The 5,464-nt window shown below is 70.7% G+C and carries 6 protein-coding genes and 1 pseudogene; 1 reads left to right on the top strand and 6 read right to left on the bottom strand.

Annotated features, from left to right (window positions below; genetic code table 11):
* Positions 1-1,181 (bottom strand): annotated as a pseudogene (gene thrS, locus Q0444_RS12910) (threonine--tRNA ligase); the annotation flags it as partial.
* Between the two features lie 158 nt (positions 1,182-1,339).
* On the opposite strand from thrS, the gene Q0444_RS12905 reads away from it, so the two are divergent.
* A complete protein-coding gene (locus Q0444_RS12905; protein WP_299023410.1) occupies positions 1,340-2,002 on the top strand; it encodes a DsbA family protein in 663 nt (220 codons plus the stop codon).
* 124 nt (positions 2,003-2,126) lie between these two features.
* On the opposite strand, the gene Q0444_RS12900 is transcribed toward Q0444_RS12905, so the two are convergent.
* From Q0444_RS12900 to Q0444_RS12880, 5 genes are all read right to left on the bottom strand, one after another.
* Entirely contained in the window at positions 2,127-3,053 is a 927-nt protein-coding gene (locus tag Q0444_RS12900; RefSeq protein WP_349679615.1) for a methylamine utilization protein, read from the bottom strand.
* Positions 3,054-3,139: 86 nt separating this feature from the next.
* Positions 3,140-3,286, bottom strand: coding sequence for a hypothetical protein (locus Q0444_RS12895; protein ID WP_299023409.1), 147 nt, complete (start codon positions 3,284-3,286; stop codon positions 3,140-3,142).
* A 97-nt stretch (positions 3,287-3,383) separates the two neighbouring features.
* Complete coding sequence (locus Q0444_RS12890; RefSeq protein ID WP_291084764.1) at positions 3,384-3,743, bottom strand: plastocyanin/azurin family copper-binding protein; 360 nt, start codon at positions 3,741-3,743, stop codon at positions 3,384-3,386.
* A 6-nt stretch (positions 3,744-3,749) separates the two neighbouring features.
* Positions 3,750-5,312: a multicopper oxidase family protein gene (locus Q0444_RS12885; RefSeq protein WP_299023411.1), complete on the bottom strand. Its 1,563-nt coding sequence runs from the start codon at positions 5,310-5,312 to the stop codon at positions 3,750-3,752.
* A partial coding sequence (locus tag Q0444_RS12880) for a hypothetical protein (RefSeq protein ID WP_299023413.1) occupies positions 5,249-5,464 on the bottom strand: 216 nt, incomplete at its 5' end. The genes Q0444_RS12885 and Q0444_RS12880, both read right to left, overlap by 64 nt.

The following is a 5,464-nucleotide window of genomic DNA, read 5'->3' as shown; positions in this document are numbered from 1 at the left end:
CCGCGGGAGTCGAAGACGAGGTTGTGCATGGGGCAGTTCATGGGCTTGACGTAGTAGTCCTGCCCCGGCTTGGTCTCCTTGCCGTCCGCGTCGTATTCGGCGTCGAGCACCATGGGGGGGAACATCCCCTCCGAGTACCAGCTCAGGTGCTGGGACTTCCGGAACAGGTCGCCCTTGGTCACGTGCGGGGTGTTGACGAGCGAGTACCCCGCGCCCAGGTGGCGACGGAGCGAGTGCTGTTCCATCTCGTTGCGGATGATCCCGCCGCGCGGATGGAACACGGGGAAGCCGGAGCCGATCTCGTCGGGGAAGCTGAACAGGTCCAGCTCGGTGCCCAGACGCCGGTGATCGCGCTTCTCCGCCTCCGCCAGCCGGTCGAGGTGGGCGTCCAGCGCCTCGGTGCTCTCCCACGCGGTGCCGTAGATCCGCTGGAGACCGGCGTTGCCCTGGTCGCCGCGCCAGTACGCCGCGGACGAGCGGGTCAGGGTGAACGCCGGGATGAACTTGGTGGTGGGTGTGTGGGGACCGCGGCAGAGGTCCGACCAGATCACCTCGCCGGTGCGGGGGTTGAGGTTGTCGTAGGCGGTGAGCGCCCCGGCACCGACCTCCATGATCTCGGCGTCCTCGACCGCGTCGGCCCCGTCGACGTCGCCCGCGTCCGCGCGACCCTTCTCCTCGATCAGCTCGAGCTTGTACGGCTCGCCCGCCAGCTCGGCGCGGGCCTCGTCGAGCGATGCGTACTCGCGTCGGGCGAAGCGCTGGCCCGCCTTGACGATCTTCTTCATGCGCTTCTCGAGGTCCTTGAGGTCCTCGGGGGTGAACGGCTCGGCCACGTCGAAGTCGTAGTAGAAGCCGTTCTCGATCGGCGGCCCGATCCCGAGCTTGGCCTCCGGGAACTTGTCCTGCACGGCCTGGGCCAGCACGTGCGCGCAGGAGTGCCGGATCACCGAGCGCCCGTCCTCGGAATCCGCCCGGACCAGCTCGACCTCGGTGTCGGCGGCGGGGGCCCACGACAGATCGCGGAGGGCGCCCCCCGGGTCGCGGACCACCACGATCGTCTCCGGGCCGGACCGGGACTGCAGCTCACGCTCGGCGAGGATCTTGCCCGCGGGTTCACCCGCAGGGATCACGGTGGTGGTCACGGCGCCCGCACCCGTCGCGTCGACTTCGGCTTCCGGCATGCGGTTCTCGGACACGGGGGGCGATCTCCTCGGCACTGGGCGACGTGTGGCGACTGGCCACGTGTGTGGGCGCTCCGGTCCGGTGACGGACCAGGGCTGGTTCATGCTACCCGCCGCCCCCGCGGAATCCCGGACCCCCTCGCAGCGTTCCACCGTGCATGCGCATTGACATCTGGTCCGACGTGATCTGCCCCTTCTGCTGGATCGGCAAGCGTCATCTCGAGGCCGCACTGGAGGATTTCCGTGGCGAAAACCCCGGAACGGAGGTGGAGATCGTCTGGCGGGCCTACGAACTGGACCCCGCGGCGCCCCGCCACGGCCACGACGCCGTCACCGAGTCGAGCGCGGAGATGCTCGCGCGCAAGTACGGGATGCCGCTCGCCCAGGCGGAGGCCGGGCAGGAGCAGATGGCGGCCCGCTTCCGCGAGCTCGGACTGGAGTACGACTGGCGCGCGTCCACCGTGTCCTCGACCTACGACGCGCACCGGCTGTCGGCCCTGGCCGCCGATCACGGCCTGGCCGACCAGATCGACGAGGCGCTGCGCCGGGCCTACTTCACCGACGGCCAGCGGCTCTCGGACCCGGAGACCATCCGCCGGGTCGGCGCCGGGGTGGGACTCCCCGCCGAGGCCGTCGACCAACTGCTCGACGGGGACGGTTTCGGTGACCGCGTCCGCGAGGACATCGAGACCGCCCGCGGCATCGGCGTGAGGGGCGTGCCGTTCTTCGTCTTGGACGGCCGACTCGCGGTGAGCGGGGCGCAGCCGGTCGAGGTGTTCGGCCAGGCCCTCCAGCAGGCGCTGGAGGCGGGTCGAGCCTGACCGTCCCGTCGCCCGACACGGGCGGGCGCCCGGTCCGCAGGAACCCGCGGACCGGGCGCCACCACCGGTGCACACCCGCCGTCGACCGGGGTCGACGGCGGCATCGACGTCACATGGATCGACGTCACATGGCCAGCGCGGCGGCCCCGAAACCGGCGAGGGCCACGAGGCCCGAACCCGCGGCGAGCTGAACCATGCGGTCCGCGGTCATGCACTTGAGCAGGAAATCGCCCATCGTGCCGCCACGCCGCTGGTGCAGGATCGCCAGGGCGGCCGGACCGCACCTGCCCACCGACACCGTGGCGAACAGCGCCGCGCCGAGGACCGGGTTGGCCAGGGCGATCGCACCGAGGAACAGCAGGTAGTAGGCGCTGGACCGGATGAAGATCATGAAGCCGGGTCCGATGAGCGTGCCGAAGTAGAACGACACGCGCATCGGACGACCCACGCGTCGCAGGTGACGCGGCAACTGCTGGCGACGCATCGGGGTGGGCATCGTGATCAGCCCGGTCTCGTGGAGCCCGTACAGGAGCGCCAGCGAGGACCAGCCGGCGAGCAGCGGCGCCACGGGGACCGGTCCGACCAGGGCCTGGATCGCCATGCCGGCGAGGCCCAGGCCCGCGCCCACCGGGATGGCGGTGAGCAGGGAGCCCGCCAGGTGGGCACCGAGCCGACCCACGGCGTTGCCGTCCCCCGGACGGTCCGACTGCTTGGGGGCAGCCACGACCCCCGCCACGGACATGCCGCAGGTGGACCAGTTGGCTGCGACCGCAGTGAGCGCGGCGGCGCCCACGACGCCGACGGTGAGCGCGACCGGGGCCGAGAGGCCGCCGACCGCACCGACGGCGACGGCGGCGCCCACGCCGGCCGCCAGCGAGGCGGCGACGACGCCGACGCGCTTGCCGAGGCTGATCGCCCGGCCCATGCGGGGCCGGATGCTCGCGCGGTCGCCCAGGTCCAGGTCCGAGATGTCGGGGACGCTCGCCGTGGGGTCGGCCTCCACGGTCTCGGACGCCGCGAGGTGCGGTGCCGTTGTCTGGATGGTTGTCATGGTGTTCCTCCTCGGTGGTGATGGATATCGACCCGGAATCGGGTGGAAGGTGGAATCAGGGGGCGGGGCCCGGGACGGGCACCCGGTCAGGACCGGGGGTCGACGACCACGATCCCGACCATCTGGGGGTGGATGGAGCAGGTGTCCCGGTAGACGCCGGGTTCGTCGAACGTCATCCGGTGCTCTCCCTCCGAGCGGAAGCCCGCGTTGCCGTCGAGCCCGTCCACGACCACGTCGTGGAAGGTCCCGCCGTCGTCGTAGAACCACGCGACGTCGTCGCCATCGCCCCCAGGGCCGTGAGGCCCGGACGGTCGGCCCGTGCGACGGAGTTCATCCCTCGACGATGACCGTTCCGGTCATCGTCGGATGGGGGGTGCAGTGGTAGCCGTACTCTCCCGGGGTGTCGAAGGTCTGGGTGAAGCTGCCCTCGATCTGCAAATCGGAGGCGAACTCGAACGTGGAATCGTCGTCCGAGACCACGTCATGGGGAAGGGTCGCCTCCCAGATCCACTCGACGGAGTCGCCGGCCTGGATGGTCACGACGGCCGGGTCGAACTTCATGTCCTTCACGTGGACCCGGACGGTCTCACCCGAGGCCGCCGATCCGGAGCCCCCGTCGGACGAACAGCCGGTGGCGAGCAGAACGGCGGACATCGCCAGTGCGGCGAGCTTCGTGGTGCGATGCAACATGAGTTGTCACCTCTCGTAGTAGAAATTTGTCGTCATACCGGCGTCCAGGTGGTAGGCGTTGTGGCAGTGGAACATCCACGCGCCCGGGTTGTCGGCGTCGAACTCGAACGCCAACTCCCGGCCGGGATGGATGATCACCGTGTCCCGCCGCAGCCCGCCGTACCCGGGGACGCCGAACGTGTGCCCGTGCAGGTGCATGGGGTGCCACATGTCCGTCTTGTTGGTCATCTCCACGCGGATGCGCTCGCCGGTCTTGAAGGACACCTTGCCCACGTCGGGGCCGGCGATCCCCCAGACGTAGTCCTCCGGCGACTGGATCAGCTCCAGCCGGAACGTCCTGTCCGCCTCCCTTGCGTCCAACCTCGAGGCGTCGGTCGCCTCGAGGTCGGAGTCCTGTACGGGCGTAGAGACGAGTTCGGAGATGTCCCCCGCCCTCGTCGGGTCGACCGTGGTGGCCGAGTCCTGCGTGCGCAGGGTCGTGGCCACGAAGGCGTCGGACCCTTCGGCGCTGGCGACGATCGGCCAGGTCCCCGAGTCGGCGTCCACCAGGACGTCGACCCGCTGCGCCATCCCCAGGAGGACGCTGTCGGCCTCCACCGGCTCGCACGGGAACCCGTCGGTCTCGATGATCCGCATCGTCTTGCCACCGACCGCCACCCGGTAGGGCGTCTCCGCCGCCGCGTTGATGAGGCGGAGACGGACGGTGGACCGTGGCGGTACCGTCACCGGCTCGGCCTCGGCCGACGGCCGGCCGTTGATGAGGTGCATCGGGTAGGCGATGTGCTGAACCATTCCGCCCAGAGCCGCGGACCGCACGTAGGGACCGGAGGTCCGGGCGAGGGCGTCCGGGTCGACCGCACGGGCGGCGGTCGTGGTGGCCGCACTCTTCCCGGAGTGACCGCCGTGACCGGCATGCCCCCCGAGAGCCGGGTTGAGCGCCCGCAGCAACTCGTCCGGAGACGGTCCGAAGCCCACCGTCCAGTCGTCGATCAGGATCACGTGGTCCACGTCGGCCCCGTACTGGTCGTCCGGGTCCTCCACGACGAGCGCGCCGAGCATGGCCTCGTCCGCCTGCAGACCGGAATGGGAGTGGTACCAGTACGTCCCGGCGTGCGGGAGGAGGAACGAGTACTCGAAGTCCCCGCCCGGGGCCACCATCTCGCCGGTGAGCGGCGGCGCCCCGTCCATGTCGTTGCGCAACTGGATGCCGTGCCAGTGGATGATCGTCTCCTCGTCGAGGAGATTGGAGTGCGTGACGCGGAGCCGGTCCCCGAGTGACGCCCGGATCTCCGGCCCCACGGGCCCTTCGCCGTAGGCCTTCGCCGTCACCTGTCGACCCGCCAGTCCGAAGGTGGCGGCGACGGCCGGGACGGCCACGTCCACGACTCGACCGGAGCTGTACCGTGCGGCTTCCGCCGCCTCGATCTCCGGGTGCACCCACCAGCTGCCGAGGTCGATGCTGAGGCCGAACCGCATGCCCTTCACGTGCTCGGGCGTCACCCCGTTCAGGTCGAGGGGTGTGGTGACCGACAGCAGGTCGCGATCGTCGGGACCCTGGGTGCACCGCAGGAACAGACGGGCGTCGTCGACGCTGCGCGCCAGCGGGCCGTGGTGGCTGAGCGGGCGGCGTCGTAGGCCTCCTCGGCGGCGCTGGCGAAGCGGGCGCTGGTGGCGCGTTCGGCGCCGAAGGCCTGCATGGTGCGCACCGCGCCGAGATTCTC

Origin of the sequence: uncultured Dietzia sp. (genome assembly GCF_937873725.1) — a bacterium.
Classification (GTDB): Bacteria; Actinomycetota; Actinomycetes; order Mycobacteriales; family Mycobacteriaceae; genus Dietzia.
Note: the sequence above shows the minus strand (reverse complement) of the source record. Positions and strands in the feature narration are given on the sequence as shown.

Coding starts and splice junctions, on each gene's coding strand:
- Q0444_RS12905 (WP_299023410.1), top strand. CDS start 1,340: ATGCGCATTGACATCTGGTCCGACGTGATCTGCCCCTTCTGCTGGATC.
- Q0444_RS12900 (WP_349679615.1), bottom strand. CDS start 3,053: ATGACAACCATCCAGACAACGGCACCGCACCTCGCGGCGTCCGAGACC.
- Q0444_RS12890 (WP_291084764.1), bottom strand. CDS start 3,743: ATGTTGCATCGCACCACGAAGCTCGCCGCACTGGCGATGTCCGCCGTT.